Here is a 21,178-nt window from a genome sequence, read left to right on the forward strand (position 1 = left end):
ACCAATTGAATCTACAGCGGCTTTTTTTAATATGTCCCGTTCGTCAGTAACCCGCTTCAGCTCCTTCTGGAGTCGACGGATCTCGGCCTGAGCATCTGACTGCTCTTTGTTGGTGGAAGAGTCCGGTCCGAACTTCTTTATCCAGGCATAAAGACTGTGGGTAGTGATATCGAGGCGTGTTGCAACGCTGGAAACAGAATGACCACGATCAACAACCTGTTTGACAGCTTCAATTTTAAACTCTTCAGGGTAACGCTTACTGCTCATGTGCACCTCTCTTTTAAGCCATTTTAAATGACTCAGAGGTGTCTGTTAAACCCGTGGCTATTCAGTCTGGTGGAAGAGGAGTATGTCGACTGGGTCATCTCCCGGCCGTACATCTTCCTGGTGTTGCTGAATATCGTGGGCGTGATTGCCGGTATCTGGCGCTACTTCTACGGCCCGGAAAACGAGATCCTGACCGTGTTCGTGAGTATGGCATGGGTGTTCTACAACCTGATTATCCTCGGCGGCGCGGTTGCGGTGTCGGTGGAGAGCAAACAGGTCCGCCGTGCGCATCGCGTGGAAATCTGCATGCCTGCGGCAATCGCCCGTGAAGATGGTCACCTCTTCTCCTGTACCGTGCACGACTTCTCAGACGGTGGTCTGGGGATAAAAATCAACGGTCAGGCGAAGGTGCTGGAAGGGCAGAAGGTTAACCTGCTGCTGAAGCGCGGCCAGCAGGAGTACGTCTTCCCGACGCAGGTGGTGCGTGTAGCCGGTAATGAAGTCGGTCTGCAGCTGATGCCGCTGACGAAAAAGCAACATATTGATTTTGTGCAGTGTACGTTTGCCCGCGCGGACACGTGGGCTCTCTGGCAGGACAGCTTCCCGGAAGATAAACCTCTGGAAAGCCTGCTGGATATTCTGAAGCTGGGGTTCCGTGGCTATCGTCACCTTGCAGAATTTGCCCCGTCGTCGGTGAAATTAATTTTCCGGTCCCTTACTTCGCTGGTTTCCTGGATCGTATCGTTCGTTCCTCGTCGTCCCGAGCGGGATGAGGCGAAGCAGGCGGACCCGGTTATGGCTCAACAATGATGATAACGCGATGAAAACTAAACTTTCCTGGTTATGTGCAGTGGCAATGGGGGTAAGTGCGCTCCCCACAACGATGGCTAACGCAGCACCCGATAACGCAGCGGCAACGCCTGCTCCGACGGTACCTGTGGTCGCCCAGGCGACCGATCCGGTTATCACCGCGGCACCCGGTCAAACGGAAAACGTCATTCCGAACCAGCCTACGGACGGCAACACCCTGCCGGCAGACAGCAATGTCGTCGGTCAGGTGATGCTGGGCGTACAGGGAGCAAACGCGCCTATTGTCGCGGAAGATGCCCCGTCACGGGACGTGAAGCTGAGCTTTGCGCAGATTGCGCCGCCGCCGGGCAGCATGGTGCTGCGCGGTATTAACCCTAACGGCGGCATTGAGTTCGGTATGCGCAGCGATGAGGTTGTCTCTCACGCCATGCTGAACCTTGAATACACGCCATCACCGTCGCTGTTGCCGGTACAGTCTCAGCTGAAGGTTTACCTGAATGATGAGCTGATGGACGTCCTGCCCGTCACGAAAGAGCAACTGGGTAAGAAAACACAGGCCCAGGTGCCAATTAACCCCCCTTTTCATCACCGACTTTAACCGCATACGTCTGGAGTTTGTCGGTCACTACCGTGACGTCTGTGAGAACCCTGCCAGCAATACCCTGTGGGTAGACGTAGGACGCAACTCTTCGCTGCAGATGACCTACCAGTCGCTGGCGCTGAAAAACGACCTCTCGTCGTTCCCGGTTCCGTTCTTTGATCCGCGTGATAATCGTCAGTTAGTGCTGCCAATGGTGTTTGCGGCGTCTCCGGACGTCACCGAGCAGCTGGCGGCCACCATTGTGGCATCGTGGTTTGGTTCACGTTCCGGCTGGCGCGGGCAGAACTTCCCGGTGATGTACGACAAAATGCCGGACAGAAACGCGATCGTGTTTGCGACCAACGCGAAACGTCCTGCCTTCCTGCGCGATCACCCGGACGTAAAAGCGCCGACCATTGAGATGATGAGTCACCCGGATAACCCGTACGTGAAGCTGCTGGTGGTCTTCGGGCGTGATGATAAAGACCTGGTGCAGGCGGCCAAGGGCATTGCCCAGGGTAACGTTCTGTTCCGTGGAAACAGCGTGGTGGTGGATGAGGTTAAACCGCTGCTGCCGCGTAAACCTTATGACGCACCAAACTGGGTGCGTACTGACCGTGCCGTCACGTTTGGCGAACTGAAAACGTATGAAGAACAGCTGCAGGCGACGGGGCTTGAGCCAGCCCCAATTAGTCTGTCACTGAATCTGCCGCCAGACCTGTACCTACTGCGCACCAACGGCATTGATATCAATCTGAGCTACCGTTACACCGCGCCGGCAACCAAAGACAGCTCGCGCATGGATATCAGCCTGAACAACCAGTTCCTGCAATCTTTCAGTCTGACAAGCACGCAGGATACTAACCGACTGATGCTCCGTCTGCCGGTGTTGCAGGGGCTGCTGGACGGGAAAACGGACGTCTCTATTCCGGCGCTGAAGCTTGGGGCGATCAACCAGCTGCGCTTTGATTTCCAGTACATGAACCCGATGCCTGGCGGCTCGGTGGATAACTGCATCACCTTCCAGCAAGTACAGAACCACGTTGTGATTGGGGATGAGTCAACCATCGACTTCTCGAAGTATTATCACTTCCTTGCCATGCCGGACCTGCGTGCATTTGCTAATGCCAGCTTCCCGTTCAGCCGTATGGCCGATCTCTCTGAATCCATTGTCGTCATGCCAAAAGCGCCAAATGAGGGCCAGGTGACGACCCTGCTGGATACCATGGCGTCCGTGGGTGCGCAGACCGGATTGCCGGCAATTAACGTCACGTTGACTGACGATGGTAGCCAGATCCAGAACAAAGACGCGGACATCATGGTGATCGGTAACATCCCGGATAAGCTGAAGGATGACAAGCGTATCGATCTGCTGGTCAAAGCAGCCCAGTCCTGGGTTAACACGCCACTGCGTCAGACCGAGTTCCCGAGCATTATGCCGGATATCAACGATCGTCAGGCCAGCGTGCAGACAACCGTTACGTCTCAGGGACCAATGGCCGCGGTGGTTGGCTTCCAGTCACCTTACAACGAGCAGCGTAGCGTAGTGGTGCTCCTGGCGGACAGCCCGCGTGGGTATGCGTTACTCAACAGCGCGATGAACGACAGCGGCAAACGTGCCGCGATGTATGGTTCGGTGGCGGTGATCCGCGAGTCTGGGGTCAATAGCCTGCGCGTGGGCGATGTGTACTATGTGGGCCATCTGCCGTGGTTCGAGCGTCTGTGGTATGCGCTGGCTAACCATCCGGTTCTGCTGGCTATCCTGGCCGCCGTCAGCGTGGTGTTGCTGGCGTGGGTGCTGTGGCGTCTGCTGCGTATCATCAGCCGTCGTCGCCTTAACCCGGATGAGTAACAGGTGATGAAAGCGTTTCGCTGGTGTGTGTTAGCAGCGTTGATGCTGGCGGCGATCCCTCTTCGCGCCGCCTGCACCTGGCCTGCCTGGGAGCAGTTTAAAAAGGATTACATCAGTGAGAGCGGGCGTGTCATTGATCCCAGCGATACGCGCAAAATCACCACGTCGGAAGGGCAAAGCTATGCGTTGTTCTTTGCCCTGGCCGCGAACGATCGCAAAGCCTTTGATCAATTGCTGACGTGGACGCGCGACAACCTGGCCGGGGGCAATCTGAACGATAATTTGCCCGCCTGGCTATGGGGTCAGAAAGACCACGACAACTGGGCGATAATCGATACCAACTCCGCCTCGGATGCCGATGTCTGGATTGCCTGGTCACTGCTTGAGGCGGGCCGGCTGTGGAAACATCCGGACTATACCCGCACGGGTAAGGCGCTCCTTAAACGCATTGCCCATGAGGAAGTGGTGAAAGTACCGGGACTCGGCTCCATGCTGCTGCCCGGGAAGGTCGGTTTTGCCGAGGAGAAAGCCTAGCGCTTTAACCCCAGCTATCTTCCTCCGCAGATAGCGAGCTATTTCACGCGCTTTGGTGCCCCGTGGACGACCCTTCGTGAAACCAATCTGCGCTTGTTGCTGGAAACGGCGCCAAAGGGGTTTTCGCCGGACTGGGTGCAGTATCAGAAAAACAGAGGCTGGCATTTGCAGCAGGATAAATCGCTGGTGGGCGGCTACGACGCCATCCGCGTCTACCTCTGGGTCGGAATGATGAGTGACAAAGACGCCCAGAAAACCCGGTTGCTTACGCGCTTCCGGCCGATGGCGACAATGACAACGAAACACGGTATACCGCCGGAAAAAGTGGATGTGGCGAGCGGGAAGCCTGCGGGCAAGGGGCCGGTCGGCTTTTCCGCTGCGATGCTGCCTTTTTTACAGCAGCGTGATGCGCAGGCGGTACAGCGCCAGCGCGTTGCAGATAATTTTCCCGATAATAATGCCTATTACAGCTACGTACTGACTCTCTTCGGGCAAGGATGGGATCAGCATCGTTTTCGCTTCACCGCTCAAGGTGAATTAATACCGGACTGGGGCCAGGAATGCGCAACTTCACAGTAAATCTTCTCAGTTTATCGCTTAGCCTGGCACTGATGCCGCTGGCTCAGGCCGCTAACTCCCCGCAGCAGCAACAGCTGCTGCAACAGGTGCGGCTGGGTGAATCGACGCAGCGTGAGGATTTGGTTCGTCAGTCGCTCTACCGCCTTGAGCTGATTGACCCGAACAACCCCGACGTCATTGCGGCGCGCTTTCGTTACCTGCTTCGTCAGGGTGATAACGCCGGTGCGCAAAAAGAGCTGGATCGTCTGAAAGGGATCGCGCCGGGCTCCAGTGCGTATCAGTCCTCGCGCAATACGATGCTGCTTTCTACGCCTGAAGGCCGTCAGCAGTTACAGCAGGCCCGGTTACTGGCTACAACGGGTCATACTCAGGAGGCCATTGCGGCCTATGACAAGCTTTTTGACGGTAATCCGCCGGGCGGTGACGTGGCGACGGAATACTGGAATGTTGTGGCGAAAGATCCTGCCCGCCGTAGCGTCGCCATTAACCAGCTGAAGAAAATTAACGCCAGCAGCCCGGGCAATACGCAGCTGCAGGGCACGCTGGCCCAGCTCCTGTTCCAGACCGGTCGTCGCGATGAAGGCTTTGCGGTGTTGCAGGAGATGGCCAAATCCAGCAATGGCCGCAGCCAGGCATCTGATATGTGGTATGAGCAGATCAAAGATCAGCCTGTCAGTAACGCCAGCGTCAGCGCGCTGCAAAAATACCTGAGCGTCTTCAGCGACGGCGACAGCGTAGCGGCGGCGCGTACTCAACTTGATACGCAGCAAAAACAGCTCGCCGACCCAACGTTCCGTGCGAAAGCACAAGGGCTGGCGGCGGTGGATGCCGGGCAGGGCGATAAGGCGGTGGCGGATCTGCAAAAAGCGGTCAGCGCAAATCATGCCGACAGCGAAGCCGTGGGCGCGCTTGGACAGGCGTACTCTCAGAAAGGCGATCGCGCCCGCGCGGTGGCACAGTTTGAAAAAGCGATCGCCCTCGATCCGCAGAGCGATAACCGCGGAAAATGGGAGAGTTTGCTGAAAGTTAACCGCTACTGGCTGCTGATCCAGCAGGGTGATACCGCCCTGAAAGCGAACAATACGGCGCAGGCGGAACGTTATTACCAGCAGGCGCGTACCCTCGACAATACCGACAGTTATGCGGTGCTGGGGCTGGGAGATGCCGCGGCGGCGCGTAAAGACACGGCTGCGGCGGAACGTTATTACCGTCAGGCGCTGCGTATGGACAGCGGTAACAGCAATGCCGTTCGTGGCCTTGCCAATGTTTATCGTGCGCAGTCCCCGGAAAAGGCCTCGCAGTTTATCCAGTCGCTCTCTGCCAGCCAGCGCCGAAGCATTGATGACATTGAACGCAGCCTGACCAACGAGCAGCTGTCAGCCCAGGCGGAACAGCTGGAAAACCAGGGCCAATACGCTCAGGCGGCGGAAATTCAGCGTCGTCGTCTGGCACTCTCTCCGGGCGACGTCTGGATAACCTACCGTCTGTCGCGCGATCTCTATAGCGCGGGCCAGCGCAGCCAGGCGGATACCCTGATGCGCCAGCTTGCCAGCCAGAAACCGTCCGATCCGGAACAGGTGTATGCCAGTGGGCTGTATCTCTCCGGAAACGATCAGGACCGGGCCGCGCTCACGCATCTGGAGACGCTTCCGCGCAGCCAGTGGAACGCCAATATTAAGGAGCTTGCCGACCGCCTGCAGAGTAACCAGACGCTGGAAACGGCAAACCGACTGCGCGACAGCGGCAAAGAGCAGGAGGCGGAAAACCTCCTTCGCCAGCAACCGTCCTCTACCCGTATCGACTTAACCCTTGCGGACTGGGCGCAGCAGCGTGGCGATCTGGAGGCCGCGAAAACGGCTTACAACACCGTGCTGGAGCGTGAACCGCAGAACGAAGATGCGATCCTCGGTCTGACCGAAGTGTATAGCGCCCAGGGCAACAAAGAGGCAGCCCGTGCCGCGCTGGCAAAACTGCCTGCTGCGCAAAACGGAGAGCCGCTGTCGCTCAATATGCAGCGCCGGATCGCGATGGCGCAGGCAGGCCTTGGGGATTCCGCCGCCGCAGAGCAGACGTTCAGCAAGATTATTCCTCAGGCGAAATCACAGCCTGCATCTATGGAAAACGCGCTGGTATTACGTGATGCCGCCCGTTTCCAGACGCAAAATGGTCAGCCTCAGCAGGCACTGGAAACGTATAAAGATGCGATGGTGTCGTCAGGCGTCACGACGACACGTCCGGCTGACAATGACAGCTTTACCCGCCTGACGCGTAACGACGAATAAGACGACTGGCTGAAACGCGGCGTGCGTAGCGACGCCGGTGATTTGTACCGTCAGCAGGATGTTAACGTCACGCTGCAGCACGATTACTGGGGCTCCAGCGGCACCGGCGGCTATTCCGATCTTAAAGCGCATACCACCATGTTACAGGCGGATGCGCCACTGGCGGATGGCCGTATGTTCCTGCGTAGCGATGTGGTCAATATGGATGCCGGGTCCTTTTCCACCGATAACGGTACCTACGATCCGAAATGGGGCACCTGTTACGAAACGCCGTGTAGTGGCAACACGCATCAGTCAGCAAATGGCGCGAGTATTGCCGTGGGCTGGCAGAACAAAACCTGGGCGTGGGATATTGGTACCACGCCGATGGGCTTTGACGTTGTCGACGTGGTCGGTGGTGTAAGCTACAGCAGCGACCTGGGGCCAATCGGTTATACCGTTAACGCCCATCGTCGCCCGATCTCCAGCTCTCTGCTCGCCTTTGCCGGGCAAAAAGATACCAACACCGGCACCACCTGGGGCGGCGTGCGCGCAACCGGCGGTGGCGCGAGCATCAGTTATGACAAAGGTGAGGCGCACGGCGTCTGGTCGAGCCTGAATGCGGAAACGCTGACGGGTAAAAATGTGGAAGATAACTGGCGCGTCCGCTGGATGACCGGTTACTACTACAAGCTCATCAATAAAAACAATGAGCGTCTGACCGTTGGCGTGAGCAACATGCTCTGGCACTACGATAAAGATCTGAGCGGTTATACCCTGGGTCAGGGCGGTTATTACAGCCCGCAGGAGTATGTCTCCTTCGCGTTGCCTGTCACCTGGCGTAAACGTACCGAGAACTGGTCCTGGGAGCTGGGCGGATCGGTGTCATGGTCTCATTCTAAAACTAACGACGTGATGCGCTACCCCATTCAGGGACTGATTCCGACCGATGAGCCCGGTCGCTACACCGACAGAGGCGAAATGGAAACCGGCAGCAGCTCCTCAGGCACGGGTTATACCGCACGGGCCATTATCGAGCGCCGGGTCACGTCCAACTGGTTTGTGGGTCTCGGTGTGGATATTCAGGAAGCAAAAGATTATACCCCAAGCCACGCACTGCTTTATGTACGCTACTCTGCTGCAGGCTGGCAGGGCGATATGGACTTACCGCCGCAGCCGCTGATCCCTTACGCGGACTGGTAATCGGATTTAACTTAATCCATTTGTAAGTCTCTCTTAAAAGTACAGCAATCGGGTATACTCAGGCGCACCAGGTTTACACCCTGGTGCGCCCTGCGCTTCGAGTTTTGTGGAGAGTCATTTTGCGTGTCAGCCGTTCCTTAACTATCAAACAGATGGCGATGGTTTCTGCCGTCACAATGCTGTTTGTACTCCTTTTTTGCGTAATTTTGCTGTTTCATTCCGTACAGCAGAATCGCTATAACACGGCTTCGCAATTAGAAAGTATTGCCCGCTCGGTGCGTGGCCCGCTCTCTGCCTCTATTTTGAAAGGGGATATTCCCGAAGCGGAAACCATTTTAAAACGCATTCAGCCTGCCGGTGTCGTGAGCCGCGCAGACGTGGTGTTACCCAATCAGTTTCAGGCGCTGCGGATGAGTTTTATCCCCGAGCGCCCGGTCCCCATGATGGTGATGCGACTGTTTGAACTGCCGGTGCAGATTTCGCTGCCGGTCTATTCGCTTGAGCGTCCCGCGAATCCACAGCCGTTGGCCTACCTTGTTCTGCAGGCGGACTCGTACCGCATGTACAAATTCGTCATGAGCTGGGTTGTCACGTTAGTGACCACTTGCTTACTTATGACACTTATTCTGAGCGTGGCGCTGACCTGGTGTATTAACCGTCTGATTGTGCATCCGCTACGCCGGATTGCCCGGGAGTTGAACACGCTTTCACCGCAGGACCAGGTGGGGCATCAGCTTCCGCTGCCGCGTCTTCATCATGACGACGAGATTGGCATGCTGGTACGTAGCTATAACCTCAACCAGCAGCGGATGCAGCGCCAGCAGGATGAGCTGAACAGCAGCGCCACGCGCTTCCCGGTCTCGGAACTGCCCAATAAAGCCTTCCTGATGGCGATGCTGGAACAGACTGTCGCCCGCCAGCAAACCACCGCGCTGATGGTGATCGCCTGTGAAACCCTGCAGGACACCGCCGGCGTGCTCAAAGAGAACCAGCGTGAAATGCTGCTCCTGACGCTGGTGGAGAAAGTGAAGTCCGTGCTGGCCCCGCGCATGGTGCTGACCCAGGTCAGCGGGTATGACCTGGTGGTGATTGCCAACGGCGTGAAAGAGCCGTGGCATGCGATCACGTTAGGTCAGCAAGTACTCACTGTCATTAATGAGCGGCTGCCCATTCAGGGCATCCAGCTTCGTCCAAGCGCCAGCATCGGTATTGCGATGTACTACGGTGACTTAACGGCGGAACAGCTTTACCGTCGTGCTTTCTCGGCGGCGTTTACCGCCCGGCGCAAAGGGAAAAATCAGATCCAGTTCTTCGACCCGGAACAGATGGAAAGGGCGCAGCAGCGCCTGACGGAAGAGAGCGACATTTTGACCGCGCTGGATAACCGTCAGTTTGCCCTCTGGCTCCAGCCGCAGGTGAATTTGCTGACGGGCGAGGTGATCAGCGCGGAAGCGCTGCTGCGCGTGCAGCAGCCGGATGGTTCATGGGAATTGCCGGAAGGGCTCATTGAGCGCATCGAATCCTGTGGCCTGATGGTCACCGTCGGTTACTGGGTGCTGGAGGAGTCGTGCCGACAGCTTGCTGCCTGGCAGGAACGAGGCGTGACGCTCCCGCTGTCGGTCAACTTGTCCGCCCTGCAGCTGATGCATCCGACCATGGTGTCTGAGATGCTGGAGCTGATCCATCGTTACCGGATCAAGCCTGATACGCTAACGCTGGAAGTCACGGAAAGCCGGCGTATTGACGATCCTAATGAGGCGGTCGCGATTCTGAAACCGCTGCGTAATGCCGGTATACGCATCGCGCTGGACGATTTCGGTATGGGCTATGCCGGGCTGCGTCAGCTCCAGCATATGAAAACCCTGCCGGTGGATGTGCTGAAAATCGACAAAGCCTTTGTTGAAGGGTTGCCGGAAGACAGCAGCATGGTCCAGGCCATTATCCAGCTGGCCCGCAGCCTGAAACTGCAGCTGATTGCCGAAGGGATTGAGACAGACGCGCAGCGCACCTGGCTGGCTGAAGCGGGCGTGGAGGGCGGACAGGGCTTCCTGTTTGCACCGGCTGTTCCGTCGGATGTCTTTGAACAACGCTACCTTTCCGGTGGGGACAATAGCGCAAACGTGTAATTTTGTTGCTGGCTTGTGCGAGCCAGCTCAAAGTTCTTAACATTTGTGTTTCAAATTTGAACTGGGTTTATTTCTGTCCTGTTATACGGGTGTTATTTTAGAGCCGCAGGTTAACCATAACCTTACAAAGCCTGTGGTTTTTCTTCCCAAGGACACCCTATGAAAACCTCACTCTTCAAAAGTCTCTATTTTCAGGTCCTGACAGCCATCGCAATCGGTATTTTGCTTGGTCACTATTACCCTGAACTTGGCGCACAAATGAAACCGCTTGGCGACGCATTCGTTAAGCTCATCAAAATGGTCATCGCCCCGGTGATCTTCTGTACCGTCGTGACGGGCATCGCTGGCATGGAAAGCATGAAGGCGGTAGGCCGTACCGGTGCAGTGGCGCTTCTCTATTTCGAAGTGGTCAGTACCCTTGCGCTGATTATTGGTCTTATCATCGTGAACGTGGTGCAGCCCGGCGCGGGGATGAACGTTGACCCGTCGACGCTGGATGCCAAAGCGGTCGCGGTGTATGCCGATCAGGCGAAAGACCAGGGGGTAGTGGCCTTCCTGCTGGACGTTATCCCAGGCAGCGTCATCGGTGCATTTGCCAGCGGCAACATTCTGCAGGTGCTGCTGTTTGCCGTCATGTTTGGCTTTGCCCTGCACCGTCTGGGCAACAAAGGCCAGCTGATCTTTAACGTCATTGAAAGCTTCTCGCAGGTCATCTTCGGCATCATCAATATGATCATGCGCCTGGCGCCTATTGGGGCCTTCGGTGCGATGGCATTCACCATCGGTAAGTACGGTGTGGGTACCCTGGTGCAGCTGGGTCAGCTCATCATCTGCTTCTATATCACCTGTATTCTGTTCGTGGTGGTGGTGCTGGGCTCAATCGCCCGCGCGGCAGGGTTCAGCATTTTCAAATTTATCCGTTATATCCGCGAAGAGCTGCTGATTGTTCTGGGGACCTCTTCATCAGAATCGGCCCTGCCGCGCATGCTCGATAAGATGGAAAAGCTGGGCTGCCGTAAATCGGTGGTGGGGCTGGTCATCCCGACGGGCTACTCCTTCAACCTTGATGGCACCTCGATATACCTGACAATGGCGGCCGTGTTTATCGCTCAGGCGACCAACAGCCATATGGACATTTTCCATCAGGTTACCCTGCTGGTGGTGCTCCTGCTCTCGTCTAAAGGGGCCGCAGGTGTCACTGGCAGTGGCTTTATCGTGCTGGCGGCCACCATTTCCGCGGTCGGACACCTGCCGGTGGCGGGGCTGGCGCTGATTCTCGGTATTGACCGCTTTATGTCTGAAGCCCGTGCCTTGACCAACCTCGTAGGTAACGGTGTGGCAACGGTAGTCGTGGCAAAATGGGTGAAAGAGCTGGATCACAAAAAGCTCGACGATACGTTAAATAATCGCCAGTCAGACAGCAAAACTCCTGGTTTATCCTCTTAATATTGTCACAAATGCCCGCATTCCCTTGTCGGGATGCGGGCTCCTGCGCATAATAACTGTTCGTACCTGTCATAATTCGACAAGATTTTTTTTGGGTATATTTCACTTCTGACCGTGACGTTTTGTAGAACACGCGGTCTAATCGACGTGTTTTCATCGTCATCTTTTAGAGTGAAACGCGTCGCGAGACACTCTCTTTAACCAGGAATGTTGATCAGGGGTTCACATGCAGGGCACAAAAATTCGACTCTTAACCGGCGGTTTGCTGATGATGGCAGCAGCCAGTTATGTGCAGGCAGATGCGCTCCAGCCAGACCCGGCCTGGCAACAAGGGACACTAGCGAACGGTTTTCAGTGGCAGGTTTTAGCCACCCCACAACGTCCAAGTGACCGTGTTGAAATCCGTCTGTCTGTTAATACCGGCTCCCTCACGGAAAGCACTCAGCAAACCGGTTTTAGCCATTTTATTCCCCGACTGGCGCTCACGCAGAGCGGCAGTTTACAAGCAGTTCAGGTGCGTTCGCTCTGGCAACAGGCCATTGATCCGAAACGCCCGCTTCCGCCGGCTGTGGTCTCGTATGACTACACCATGTTCAACCTGAGCCTGCCAAATAACCGTAACGACCTGCTCAAAGAAGCCCTTACGTATCTCGCCGATGCGTCGGGCAATCTGGCGATTACGCCGGAAACCGTTAACTATGCGCTGAGCAACAGTGACATGGTTGCCACCTGGCCTGTGGACACCAAAGAGGGCTGGTGGCGTTACCGCCTGAAGGGTTCAACGCTGCTTGGGCATGACCCGGCCGAGCCGCTGAAACAGCCGGTGGACGCTGAGCAGGTAAAATCGTTCTACCAGAAATGGTACACCCCGGACGCGATGACGCTTATCGTGGTGGGGAATGTGGACAGCCGTGCGGTGGTGGAGCAGATCAACAAAGCGTTTGGCGAACTGAAAGGCAAACGCGAAACACCGGCCCCTGTCCCAACGCTCTCTCCGCTGCGCGCAGAGCCTGTCAGCATTATGACGGATACCGTTCGTCAGGACCGCCTCTCCGTCATGTGGGATAACGCCTGGCAGCCAATCCGTGAGTCAGCGGCGCTGCTGCGCTACTGGCGTGCCGATCTGGCACGTGAAGCGCTGTTCTGGCACGTTCAGCAGACGCTCAGCAAGAATAACGTGAAGAATATCGGTCTCGGCTTTGACTGCCGCGTGCTGTTCCAGCGTGCACAGTGTGCCATTAACGTTGAATCGCCGGGCGATAAGCTGAATGCGAATCTGGGCGTGGTGGCAAAAGAGCTGGCAAAAGTGCGCAAAGAGGGCCTGTCGGAAGAAGAGTTCAATGCACTGGTCGCGCAGAAAAAACTTGAGCTGCAGAAGCTGTTTGCAACGTATGCCCGCGCCGATACCGACATTCTGATCAGCCAGCGTATTCGCTCACTGCAGAATCAGGTGGTGGATATCGCGCCGGAGCAGTACCAGAAGCTTCGTCAGGACTTCCTGGAGGGGTTGACCGTCGATATGTTGAATCAGGACTTACGTCAGCAGCTGTCGCAGGAAATGGCGTTGATTCTTCTGCAGCCGAAAGGCGAGCCGGAATATGACATGAAGGAACTTCAGTCGACCTGGAATACCATTATGGCCTCCGCGCCGCAGCCATCGCAGGCTGCTACGGCAGATGATTTGCACCAGGACGCAACGGATATCCCGCAGGGGCAGTAATGCCCCTCATCCAGAACCCTCTCCCTGTCGGAGAGGGTTTTTTTTACTGTGGCATTGCCTCACGCGGAATAATTGCCCCGCGATACTGGATCACGGTGCTCGCCGTCAGGTGTCCACGCTGGGCTGCCGCTTCAGGCGTCCCGCCCGTCAGACGCACCGCCAGATAGCCCGCACTGAATGAATCACCCGCCGCCGTCGTATCAATCACTTTCTCTTTCGGCAACGTCACCGCAGGAACGTCGATGACGGCTTCACCTGGGATGGCGACCAGACATGAATCAGCCCCGCGCTTAATCACCACTTCACTTACGCCGGCGGCCTGCGTACGCGCAATCACCTCATCAACGGGTTTCTCACCCCACAGCGCATCTTCATCATCGAGCGTCAGAAAGGCGATATCGGTGCATTGCAGTATCTGCTGATAAACCTGCTGCGTCTCTTCACGGCTGGCCCACAGGCGCGGGCGGTAGTTATTATCGAAAATAACCTTGCCGCCATTGGCGCGGCATTCACGCAGTAACGACAGCAGCTTTTCACGGCTGGCTGAGCTTAAAATAGCCAGGCTAATCCCGCTCAGATAAAGATAATCAAAGGTGGCTAACGCTTCGCAGATGGCTGCCGCAGCGTCGCTCTCCAGCCAGAATTTGGCCGCGGCTTCGTTACGCCAGTAGTAGAAGGTCCGCTCGCCGGTATCGTCGGTTTCAATGTAGTAAAGCCCCGGCAGGCGGTTTTCCATACGCTGTATCAGCGAGGTGTCCACCTGCTCACTCTGCCAGGCTTCCAGCATTTGCTGGCTGAAACTGTCCGTCCCCAGGGCGGTGACGTAGTTCACGGTAAGGGCCTCAGGGGCAACCTGACGGGCAATATAAACGGAGGTGTTTAACGTATCGCCACCAAAACCGCGGCTGACTTCCGCGCCTTTTTGTGACAGCTCAATCATGCATTCGCCAATCACGGCAATTTTCTTGGTCATAGTCGTGAACCTGAACAGAGTAATTTTCGGTAGTGTGCGCTGAGTGAATTATGCGGTCAACTATATTAAAACGACGTTCCATTATTTTATTTGAGCCAGCGCGTGTTCCTGTTAATTTCTGCCCGCTTAATTTCATTTTCCCGGTGAATTGAACATAAAGTTCTCAATTGCCGGGCCGATAACCCTTTGACGAGTCCAGAAAGGCCATCCAACAACAGGACATCTGAAATGAAGTCAGAGCAGGTTATCCAGCGGCTGAGCACTACGCCTGAGGCAAGTATTGAGAACTTGCAGGAGCATCGCTACTGGCTGCAATGTGAGCGTGCGTACACCTATCAGCCGATCTACCGAACGGACGGTCGACTGATGGCTATTGAAATTTTGACCGTCGTGACGCACCCGTCAAACCCCTCACAGCGTATCGCACCGGACCGCTATTTTGCCGAAGTTGCCGTGCGCCAGCGCCTGGATGTGCTGGAAGAACAGCTCCGTATGCTGGCAACCAAACAGGCCTTTTTCGAACAGCACGCCATCCTCGCCTCGGTCAACGTCGATGGACCCACCCTGCTGGCGCTGCGCCAGAACGCGAAATTACAGGAGCTGATCGCCTCCTTACCGTGGATGCGCTTTGAGCTGGTGGAGCATGTTCGTCTGCCACAGGACTCATCATTTGCCTCGATGTGCGAATTCGGCCCGCTGTGGCTGGATGACTTTGGCACCGGGATGGCGAACTTCTCTGCCCTCAGCGAAGTGCGTTACGACTACATTAAAGTGGCCCGCGACCTGTTCATTATGCTGCGCCAGACCCCGGAAGGGCGGAATCTGTTTACGCTGTTATTACAGCTGATGAACCGCTACTGCCAGGGCGTGATTGTGGAAGGTGTGGAAACGCTGGAAGAGTGGCGTGATGTGCAAAATTCTCCCGCGGCGGCGGCACAAGGCTATTTCCTCTCTCGTCCGGTCCCAATGGATACCCTCGATTCCGTGATAACGATCCTCTGATCTGCCCGCTTCCCTTTGTCTGAACTATAGTTTTACAGGTAAGGTCATCAGGAAAGGGGATAACAATGACAAAAACAACCAGGGTAATCTCCTGGACAGCAGGGATTTTATTGTTGTTGATCGTGGTCGCCGTCGTCATTATCGCGACGTTTGACTGGAACCGCCTTAAGCCGACCATCAACCAGAAAGTCTCCACCGAACTCAATCGCCCCTTCGCCATACGCGGCGATCTCGGGGTGGTGTGGGAACGTCAGAAAGAGGAGACCGGCTGGCGAAGCTGGATCCCCTGGCCGCATGTCCACGCCGACGACATCATTCTCGGCAACCCGCCGGATATTCCTGACGTGACAATGGTGCATCTGCCCCGCGTAGAAGCCACGCTGGCCCCGTTAGCGCTACTGACCAAAACGGTTTACCTGCCGTGGATCAAGCTTCAGCAGCCCGATGCGCGTCTGATCCGCCTTTCCGAAAAGAACAACAACTGGACGTTTGATCTCGCCAGCAGCGACGAAAAAGATCCCAATGCGCAGCCCTCATCATGGTCATTCCGTCTCGACAATATTCTCTTCGATCGCGGGCGGATCGCCATCGACGACAAGGTCAGCAAAGCTGATATCGAGATCCTGGTCGATCCGTTGGGCAAACCGCTGCCGTTTAGCGAAGTGACCGGCGCAAAAGCGAAGGGCGATAATGCCAAAGCCGGGGATTACGTTTTCGGCCTGAAGGCCGAAGGACGCTACCAAGGGCAGCCCCTGACCGGCACCGGTAAAATTGGCGGCATGCTGGCGCTTCGAAGCGACTCGACGCCATTTCCTGTGCAGGGGGATTTCCGCTCCGGGAACACGCGGGTGGCCTTCACCGGGACCGTCAACGATCCTATGAACATGGGGGGCGTTGATCTGCGGCTGAAGTTTGCCGGTGATTCGCTGGGTGAACTGTATGAACTCACTGGCGTCCTGCTGCCAGATACGCCACCGTTTGAGACGGACGGTCATCTGGTGGCAAAAATCGATACGGAAAAATCGTCGGTATTTGATTATCGCGATTTCAATGGCCGTATTGGCGACAGCGATATCCATGGCTCGTTGACCTACACCACCGGAAAACCGCGTCCGAAACTGGAAGGCGATGTGGAGTCTCGCCAGCTGCGGCTGGCCGATTTGGGGCCGCTGATCGGGATTGATTCCGGTAAAGGCACGAAATCAAAAGAGGTGAAGAAAGATCGCCAGCCGGCGGGGAAAGTCCTGCCTTACGATCGCTTTGAGACCGATAAGTGGGACGTAATGGATGCGGATGTTCGCTTTAAAGGGGGCAAAATCGAACATGGCAGTACGCTGCCGATCAGCAATCTTTCGACCCATATCCTGCTTAAAAATGCCGATTTACGCCTGCAGCCGCTGAAGTTTGGTATGGCGGGTGGGACCCTCTCATCGAACATTCACCTCGAAGGCGATAAAAAGCCGATGCAGGGGCGTGCCGATATCAAGGCCCGCCGACTCAAACTGAAAGAGCTGATGCCGAACGTGGAATTGATGCAGAAAACCCTCGGTGAAATGAACGGCGATGCGGATATCCGCGGCGTGGGGAATTCCGTGGCTGCACTGCTCGGGAGCAGTAACGGTAACCTGAAGCTTCTGATGAACGACGGGCTGGTGAGCCGCAACCTGATGGAGATCCTGGGGCTGAACGTCGGGAACTACGTCATCGGGCAAATCTTCGGTGATGATGAGGTGCGGGTGAACTGTGCGGCGGCCAACCTGGATCTGGTCAACGGCGTGGCGCGCCCGCAAATTTTTGCTTTCGATACGGAGAACGCGGTTATCAACGTGACCGGTACCGCCAGTATGGCCTCCGAGCAGCTTGATTTAACCATCGATCCGGAAAGTAAGGGGATTCGTATCATCACCCTGCGTTCGCCGCTCTACGTGCGTGGGACCTTTAAAAATCCGCAGGCGGGTGTGAAACCCGGTCCGCTGATTGCGCGCGGCGCGGTGGCGGCAGCACTCGCGACGCTGGTTACGCCAGCGGCGGCGCTGTTGGCGTTAATTTCGCCGTCAGAAGGGGATGCGAATCAGTGCCGGAACATTTTGTCGCAGATGAAAAAATAACGTACGGCTTTCGGGACCTTTACCCTCTCTCTGGGGGAGAGGGTATCAGGCCGCAGTGAATTACAGAGACTGGTGCTTCGTCTCGTGGGTCAGCAGCAGGGCAATCAGCGTCAGCGCTGCCATGGCGGCCAGGTAAACGCCCACGTAGAACAGGCCATAATTTGCCTGCAGCCAGGTGGCGATATAAGGCGCAACGGACGCACCCAGAATAGAGGCAACGTTATAGGAGAACGACGCACCGGTATAACGCACTTCCGTCGGGAACAGCTCTGGCAGCAGCGCACCCATCGGGCCGAAGGTCAGGCCCATCAGGCTCAGACCAATGAGCAGGTACGCCATCACCAGCGAAGGGCTACCTGAACCCAGCAGCGGCGGGAAGACGAACAGGGCAAACAGAATGATCAGCGTGGTGATAACAATCATGCTTGAGCGACGACCAAACTTATCCGCCAGCAGGCCGGCAATCGGCACCATGACGCCAAACCCAATGACCGCCATCATCAACATCCACAGCACTTCGTTACGCGGCAGGCCGAGCCCAACCGGCGCGGCGGCGGTGCTGAACGTCATTGAGTAGACCGTCATGATATAGAACAGCGTATAGGTCGCGAGCATGATAAACGTGCCCAGTACCGTCACGCGGACGTGTTTAGTCAGCAGCGTACCCAACGGCACTTTTACCTGTTTTTTCGCGGCAGCAACTTTAGCGAAAACCGGCGTTTCGTGAAGCGACACGCGGACATACAGGCCAATCAGCACCAGCACGGCGGAGAAGACGAACGGAATACGCCAGCCCCAGCTCATGAACTGTTCGTCCGTCAGCAGCCAGGAGAGCAGCAGGAAAGTCCCGTTCGCAAAGAAGAAGCCAATCGGTGCACCAAGCTGCGGGAATGAACCGTACAGCGCGCGTTTGCGTGCCGGTGCGTTCTCCGTGGCCAGCAGCGCCGCACCCCCCCATTCACCGCCCAGCCCCAGACCCTGACCAAAACGCGCCAGCGCCAGCAGCATCGGGGCCAGAATACCAATGGTTTCGTAGGTAGGCAGCAAGCCGATAGCGACGGTGGAGATCCCCATCGTCAGCAGCGAGGCCACCAGCGTGACCTTACGGCCGATGCGATCGCCAAAGTGTCCAAACAGGGCAGAGCCAATCGGACGCGCAACAAACGCGATCGCAAAGGTAGCCAGAGACTGCAGCGTGGCTGCCGTCGGGTCACCCTGCGGGAAGAAAATATGCGGGAAGACAATGACCGCTGCGGTGGCATAAATGTAAAAGTCGAAGAACTCAATGGCGGTGCCAATCAGCGAGGCGACGACAACTTTGTTTCGCGAGTTAACCGGCGCGGTTTCCGCACCGGAGTCGAGTGTTGTGGCTGTTGCTTGCATAATATTTTCTTATTTTTAGTCGGACGAAAGGCCATATTACGCACAGCAAAAGCGACATTTCAATCTGTAACAAAGCCGCGCGCTGGTGATAAAAGCAACAAAAAGCGGATAATGTTCAGGCCAGACAAAACACTTCCATGAAATGCTTCACAGTTTTCAAATATCAGCTGATAAAACTGGTTTTTGGTTAAATAAAAGTTACGGACTGGATTTATATGCTGAAATGATGAATCGGGCTGAAGTTTCAGCCCGGGAGAGACGTTATCGGTGTGTTTTACCCGGCATGCGCGGGTCGTCTTTGTACTCGGCGGTGGCAATCCATGCCGCGCAGAACAAGGTCAGGCGGGCGAAGAAGTAGAAGAACGCCATCAGCCCCAGCACCGAGCCAAACGCCGCGCCAGAAGGGGATTTCACCAGCGATGGCAGAGTGTAAGTCATCACAATTTTGATCACTTCAAAGCCTATCGCCGCAATCAATGTGCCGCGGATCAGCGCCTTCTTACGCGGACGATGGCGGGGCAAGCGCCAGAAGATCCAGAAGAACAGCAGATAGTTGGCGAAGATGGAAATAGCCAGTCCAATGCCGCGCCACGCGGGCTTCAGCCACTCGATGTAATCCAGATAGAGCGCAGAGATAATCATCTGCTGCGCCGAACCGGCGACAGAGGTGATGGAGAGCGTCACAATCAGCGCGACGAGCAGGCCAATCAGCGAAACAAAGTCGCGAAGATACTTAACCCAGATTTTCTCCTGGTCCTGAGGCTTACGCTCCCACACCTCGCGCGACTGGGCACGAATGGCCTCGCGGAGGTTGCCCATCCAGTTAATCCCGGAGTAAAGGGCAATCAGCAGACCGACGATACCGACCGTCGTACGTTGCTGTACGGCGGTATTAATGGTGTTTTTGAGCGTGGTGGCGAGGGTCGGATCACTGACGTTATTCAGGATTTTATTGAAGATATCCTGCAGCAGCGTTGGGTGTGACGCGAGCACAAAACCGGCTGCGGCAAAGGACACCATCAGGATCGGGATCATCGATAAAAAAGAGAAATAGGTGATGGCAGCACCAAACTGGTTACCCATGCGGTCATTAAACCGCTCTGTTGCGCGTATCAGGTGCGCAATCATGGGGAACTGCTGTACCCGCTCTGCCAGGCTGGTGACAGTCCCCAGCGCTTTGCTGGCGGTGCCTGGCACTTTTACTTCTTCAGGCCCGGTTTCCATCTTCTGGATGGGTTCGTAATCTAAATGTTGGGTAGGTCGTTGCGGGTTGTTTTCCGGCGTCACGCGACTTTTCCTTTTCGTTTGGCTGGATGTTATTGAATTATAGCTTGCGACTAATCCACGTAAGCTTTTGTGAGTGCAGTCAGCCACTCCATAAACAGATGTACCCGACGGGAGAGGTTGCGCCGGTGGGGATAAATCAGCGATACCGGCATCGGTTCCGCCCGGTACTGCGGGAGAACTTCAATCAACTTCCTGGTGCGCAGAGCGTCACGCACGCCAACGCGCGGCACCTGGATAATACCCAGTCCGGCGATGCACGCCGCCTGATACGTTTCTGTGCTGTTGACGGTCAAAACTCCGCCCGTCTTCACCCACTGCGTCGACGTGCCGTTATAAAATTCAAAGCCCTGGGGACGTGTTCCCAGCGTGGCGGCGTAGTGAATGACGGCGTGTGAACCCAAATCTTCCAGCGTTTCCGGATAGCCAAAACGCGTGACATAATCCGGGCTGGCGCAGTTAATCACCGACAGCTTGCCCAGCGGGCGGGCGATAAGTCCCGAGTCTTTGAGCGCGCCGACGCGTACCACACAATCAAACCCTTCACGAATAACATCCACCAGGCGATCGCTGCTGCTAAGTTCCAGCTCGATGCCCGGATATTGCTGCAGAAAAGCAGGCAGTTTGGGGATGACTAAATTTCGAGCAACGCTGACGGGCATATCCACGCGTAACCGACCGCTGATGGTGGAGGGGTCATGCTGGAACATACCGTCCAGTTCATCCAGGTTTGTCAGAAGATCTTTTGCCCGCTCGTAATACACCATGCCGTCCTGCGTCAGGCTTACGCGACGCGTGGTTCGGTGCAATAGCTGGATTCCCAGTCGGTTTTCCAGCGCCTGAATTTGCCGCGAAACACTGCCTTTCGGCAGCGTCAGTGACTCCGCCGCCCGGGAAAAACTCTCCAGTTCCGCGACACGAACAAACAGCTGCATTGCGTGAATTTTATCCATAGACGAAGCTCATTGTTGTTGCAATTGAAACAGTGAAGCGCTCTGCGACATCTTTATTGATCTTCTATCACCTAATAAGCTCTTTCTCAATCTCCAC

At 56.1% G+C, this 21,178-nt stretch carries 9 protein-coding genes and 5 pseudogenes; 9 read left to right on the forward strand and 5 right to left on the reverse strand.

Features of this window, described 5'->3' with window-relative positions; all coding sequences use genetic code 11:
• Positions 1 to 21: 21 nt before the first annotated feature.
• Positions 22 to 267, reverse strand: a pseudogene (locus HV157_RS15465) (transposase); the annotation flags it as partial.
• 66 nt (positions 268 to 333) lie between these two features.
• On the opposite strand from HV157_RS15465, the pseudogene HV157_RS15470 reads away from it, so the two are divergent.
• From HV157_RS15470 to HV157_RS15500, 7 genes and pseudogenes are all read left to right on the forward strand, one after another.
• A pseudogene (locus HV157_RS15470) lies at positions 334 to 1,077 on the forward strand (PilZ domain-containing protein); the annotation flags it as partial.
• 10 nt (positions 1,078 to 1,087) lie between these two features.
• Positions 1,088 to 3,509, forward strand: a pseudogene (gene bcsB, locus HV157_RS15475) (cellulose biosynthesis cyclic di-GMP-binding regulatory protein BcsB).
• 6 nt (positions 3,510 to 3,515) lie between these two features.
• A pseudogene (gene bcsZ / locus HV157_RS15480) lies at positions 3,516 to 4,622 on the forward strand (cellulose synthase complex periplasmic endoglucanase BcsZ).
• A pseudogene (gene bcsC, locus HV157_RS15485) lies at positions 4,604 to 8,086 on the forward strand (cellulose synthase complex outer membrane protein BcsC). Before bcsZ ends, bcsC begins: the two co-directional pseudogenes overlap by 19 nt.
• Before the next feature lie 119 nt (positions 8,087 to 8,205).
• On the forward strand, positions 8,206 to 10,212 hold the full coding sequence (gene hmsP, locus HV157_RS15490) for a biofilm formation regulator HmsP (RefSeq protein WP_025202803.1): 2,007 nt from the start codon (positions 8,206 to 8,208) through the stop codon (positions 10,210 to 10,212).
• 159 nt (positions 10,213 to 10,371) lie between these two features.
• A complete protein-coding gene (locus tag HV157_RS15495) occupies positions 10,372 to 11,658 on the forward strand; it encodes a dicarboxylate/amino acid:cation symporter (protein ID WP_014172087.1) in 1,287 nt (428 codons plus the stop codon).
• Between the two features lie 226 nt (positions 11,659 to 11,884).
• The gene (locus tag HV157_RS15500) at positions 11,885 to 13,378 is read left to right on the forward strand and encodes a pitrilysin family protein (protein WP_014172086.1); all 1,494 of its coding nucleotides are present in this window, start codon (positions 11,885 to 11,887) and stop codon (positions 13,376 to 13,378) included.
• A gap of 43 nt (positions 13,379 to 13,421) precedes the next feature.
• Here HV157_RS15500 and HV157_RS15505 read toward each other — a convergent pair whose 3' ends face one another.
• Positions 13,422 to 14,351, reverse strand: a complete 930-nt coding sequence (locus HV157_RS15505; protein WP_014172085.1) for a sugar kinase — start codon at positions 14,349 to 14,351, stop codon at positions 13,422 to 13,424.
• 228 nt (positions 14,352 to 14,579) lie between these two features.
• Between HV157_RS15505 and pdeH the strand changes: the two genes are divergently transcribed.
• Positions 14,580 to 15,353, forward strand: coding sequence for a cyclic-guanylate-specific phosphodiesterase (pdeH, locus tag HV157_RS15510; RefSeq protein WP_020884490.1), 774 nt, complete (start codon positions 14,580 to 14,582; stop codon positions 15,351 to 15,353).
• Between the two features lie 65 nt (positions 15,354 to 15,418).
• Positions 15,419 to 17,461: an AsmA family protein gene (locus tag HV157_RS15515; protein WP_182268692.1), complete on the forward strand. Its 2,043-nt coding sequence runs from the start codon at positions 15,419 to 15,421 to the stop codon at positions 17,459 to 17,461.
• Between the two features lie 60 nt (positions 17,462 to 17,521).
• On the opposite strand, the gene HV157_RS15520 is transcribed toward HV157_RS15515, so the two are convergent.
• From HV157_RS15520 to HV157_RS15530, 3 genes are all read right to left on the reverse strand, one after another.
• Positions 17,522 to 18,844 carry an MFS transporter gene (locus HV157_RS15520; protein WP_047355821.1) on the reverse strand — a complete coding sequence of 441 codons (1,323 nt, stop codon included), beginning with the start codon at positions 18,842 to 18,844 and terminating at the stop codon, positions 17,522 to 17,524.
• A 261-nt stretch (positions 18,845 to 19,105) separates the two neighbouring features.
• On the reverse strand, positions 19,106 to 20,131 hold the full coding sequence (gene yhjD, locus HV157_RS15525) for an inner membrane protein YhjD (protein ID WP_182378520.1): 1,026 nt from the start codon (positions 20,129 to 20,131) through the stop codon (positions 19,106 to 19,108).
• 50 nt (positions 20,132 to 20,181) lie between these two features.
• Complete coding sequence (locus tag HV157_RS15530) at positions 20,182 to 21,081, reverse strand: LysR family transcriptional regulator (RefSeq protein WP_182268694.1); 900 nt, start codon at positions 21,079 to 21,081, stop codon at positions 20,182 to 20,184.
• Positions 21,082 to 21,178 lie beyond the last annotated feature (97 nt).

Source organism: Enterobacter sp. RHBSTW-00318, assembly GCF_014101375.1.
In the GTDB taxonomy this organism is placed as follows: Bacteria; Pseudomonadota; Gammaproteobacteria; order Enterobacterales; family Enterobacteriaceae; genus Enterobacter; species Enterobacter ludwigii.

Excerpts from the sequence above, each read along its gene's own strand:
- HV157_RS15515 (WP_182268692.1), top strand. The coding sequence starts at position 15,419 with ATGACAAAAACAACCAGGGTAATCTCCTGGACAGCAGGGATTTTATTG.
- HV157_RS15530 (WP_182268694.1), bottom strand. The coding sequence starts at position 21,081 with ATGGATAAAATTCACGCAATGCAGCTGTTTGTTCGTGTCGCGGAACTG.
- HV157_RS15505 (WP_014172085.1), bottom strand. The coding sequence starts at position 14,351 with ATGACCAAGAAAATTGCCGTGATTGGCGAATGCATGATTGAGCTGTCA.
- pdeH (WP_020884490.1), top strand. The coding sequence starts at position 14,580 with ATGAAGTCAGAGCAGGTTATCCAGCGGCTGAGCACTACGCCTGAGGCA.
- HV157_RS15500 (WP_014172086.1), top strand. The coding sequence starts at position 11,885 with ATGCAGGGCACAAAAATTCGACTCTTAACCGGCGGTTTGCTGATGATG.
- HV157_RS15495 (WP_014172087.1), top strand. The coding sequence starts at position 10,372 with ATGAAAACCTCACTCTTCAAAAGTCTCTATTTTCAGGTCCTGACAGCC.
- HV157_RS15520 (WP_047355821.1), bottom strand. The coding sequence starts at position 18,844 with ATGCAAGCAACAGCCACAACACTCGACTCCGGTGCGGAAACCGCGCCG.